At 47.5% G+C, this 2,005-nt stretch carries 4 protein-coding genes and 2 pseudogenes; 5 read left to right on the top strand and 1 reads right to left on the bottom strand.

Features of this window, described 5'->3' with window-relative positions; translation table 11 throughout:
- Positions 1 to 74: 74 nt before the first annotated feature.
- Positions 75 to 335, bottom strand: a pseudogene (ydfV, locus tag ABZJ92_RS21645) (protein YdfV); the annotation flags it as partial.
- A gap of 24 nt (positions 336 to 359) precedes the next feature.
- Between ydfV and relB the strand changes: the two are divergent.
- From relB to ABZJ92_RS21620, 5 genes and pseudogenes are all read left to right on the top strand, one after another.
- Positions 360 to 599: a type II toxin-antitoxin system antitoxin RelB gene (gene relB, locus ABZJ92_RS21640; RefSeq protein ID WP_000534858.1), complete on the top strand. Its 240-nt coding sequence runs from the start codon at positions 360 to 362 to the stop codon at positions 597 to 599.
- Positions 599 to 886: a type II toxin-antitoxin system mRNA interferase RelE gene (gene relE, locus ABZJ92_RS21635; protein WP_000323025.1), complete on the top strand. Its 288-nt coding sequence runs from the start codon at positions 599 to 601 to the stop codon at positions 884 to 886. Before relB ends, relE begins: the two co-directional genes overlap by 1 nt.
- Before the next feature lie 71 nt (positions 887 to 957).
- Positions 958 to 1,113, top strand: coding sequence for a type I toxin-antitoxin system toxin HokD (gene hokD, locus ABZJ92_RS21630; RefSeq protein WP_000813254.1), 156 nt, complete (start codon positions 958 to 960; stop codon positions 1,111 to 1,113).
- 217 nt (positions 1,114 to 1,330) lie between these two features.
- Positions 1,331 to 1,582 (top strand): protein Rem, encoded by a 252-nt coding sequence (gene rem, locus ABZJ92_RS21625; protein ID WP_000980987.1) that lies wholly within the window; start codon positions 1,331 to 1,333, stop codon positions 1,580 to 1,582.
- Between the two features lie 66 nt (positions 1,583 to 1,648).
- Positions 1,649 to 1,927, top strand: a pseudogene (locus tag ABZJ92_RS21620) (hypothetical protein).
- The last annotated feature ends 78 nt before the right edge of the window (positions 1,928 to 2,005 follow it).

Here is a 2,005-nt window from a genome sequence, read left to right as displayed (position 1 = left end):
TTCAGGGAAAAATATCATCAGATGACTGCTTAAAAAAAGAACAAATGGTAGTGTCCGCTATTGCCAGTACACCTCACTGACATGCTAAAGCAAAAAATAGATGAATAAGTTGAGTTGTGCATATGTAGCCTGACCGTCACAAAGTATATGGTGTCTGTACCAGTAAGATGATGGCCGGACTCTTTAAAAAAGAGCTGACCTGCACAATACAGGATGGACTTAGCAATGGCTGCTCCTGGCACAAAGCGGACAGTGATCACCGTTCTTACGACTACTTTCTGACTTCCTTCGTGACTTGCCCTAAGCATGTTGTAGTGCGATACTTGTAATGACATTTGTAATTACAAGAGGTGTAAGACATGGGTAGCATTAACCTGCGTATTGACGATGAACTTAAAGCGCGTTCTTACGCCGCGCTTGAAAAAATGGGTGTAACTCCTTCTGAAGCGCTTCGTCTCATGCTCGAGTATATCGCTGACAATGAACGCTTGCCGTTCAAACAGACACTCCTGAGTGATGAAGATGCTGAACTTGTGGAGATAGTGAAAGAACGGCTTCGTAATCCTAAGCCAGTACGTGTGACGCTGGATGAACTCTGATGGCGTATTTTCTGGATTTTGACGAGCGGGCACTAAAGGAATGGCGAAAGCTGGGCTCGACGGTACGTGAACAGTTGAAAAAGAAGCTGGTTGAAGTACTTGAGTCACCCCGGATTGAAGCAAACAAGCTCCGTGGTATGCCTGATTGTTACAAGATTAAGCTCCGGTCTTCAGGCTATCGCCTTGTATACCAGGTTATAGACGAGAAAGTTGTCGTTTTCGTGATTTCTGTTGGGAAAAGAGAACGCTCGGAAGTATATAGCGAGGCGGTCAAACGCATTCTCTGAACCAAAGCATGACATCTCTGTTTCGCACCGAAGGTGACACTTCTGCTTTGCGTTGACAGGAGAAGCAGGCTATGAAGCAGCAAAAGGCGATGTTAATCGCCCTGATCGTCATCTGTTTAACCGTCATAGTGACGGCACTGGTAACGAGGAAAGACCTCTGCGAGGTACGAATCCGAACCGGCCAGACGGAGGTCGCTGTCTTCACAGCTTACGAACCTGAGGAGTAAGAGACCCGGCGAGTGAGAAATCCCTCGCCACCTCTGATGTGGCAGGCATCCTCAACGCACCCGCACTTAACCCGCTTCGGCGGTTTTTTGTTTTTATTTTCAACGCATTTGAAGTTCTGGATGGTGCCGGAATAGAATCAAAAATACTTAAGTAGCGCGCAGGGATAAAAGGGATGGACCCCGAACAGGGGAGTGCTACTTATCTGGAAGGATTCTGATGATGAACATCGAAGAACTGCGTAAAATTTTTTGTGAAGATGGCCTCTATGCTGTGTGCGTTGAAAATGGAAATATTGTTAGTCATTACCGCATTGTGTGTTTGCAAAAAAATGGGGCTGCGTTAATTAATTTTGTGGATGCCCGAGTGACGGACGGATTTATCTTGCGCGACGGTGAGTTTGTCACTTCATTACAGGCATTGAAAGAGATCGGAATAAAAGCTGGCTTTTCTGCTTTTTCAGAAGAATAAACTCATCTACAATCTTGCGCGGGGCTGAACTCCCGCTGAGTAACACCGTGCCACCGGAGAAAACCGATGGCACGCAACGCAAAATATTACAATCATGATAATTCGACCGTTCTTGCCCACACGCACGAGCGGTATTCTCACGCATTTAAGTCAGACTGGTACCAGCATCCCTCATGCACTGAAGAACAGGCCGAATGGCTTATTCAGTGTTACCGCAGGCGCGGATGCGAGGTTAAAAAAGCCCTTAGCCTCGACTACCGTCACTAGATAATCTCCGTCAGGCTCCCTTACTCCGAACAGCCACCGCGTCCGTCCCGCACATTCCAGCAACGGATCTGGAGGTAACGTGCGGGTATTACTTCGACCTGTTCTGGTTCCGGAACTCGGGCTGGTGGTCCTTAAGCCCGGTCGTGAATCCATGCC

It is taken from the genome of Shigella sp. FJ200513 (genome assembly GCF_040495915.1).
In the GTDB taxonomy this organism is placed as follows: domain Bacteria; phylum Pseudomonadota; class Gammaproteobacteria; order Enterobacterales; family Enterobacteriaceae; genus ECMA0423.
Note: the sequence above shows the minus strand (reverse complement) of the source record. Positions and strands in the feature narration are given on the sequence as shown.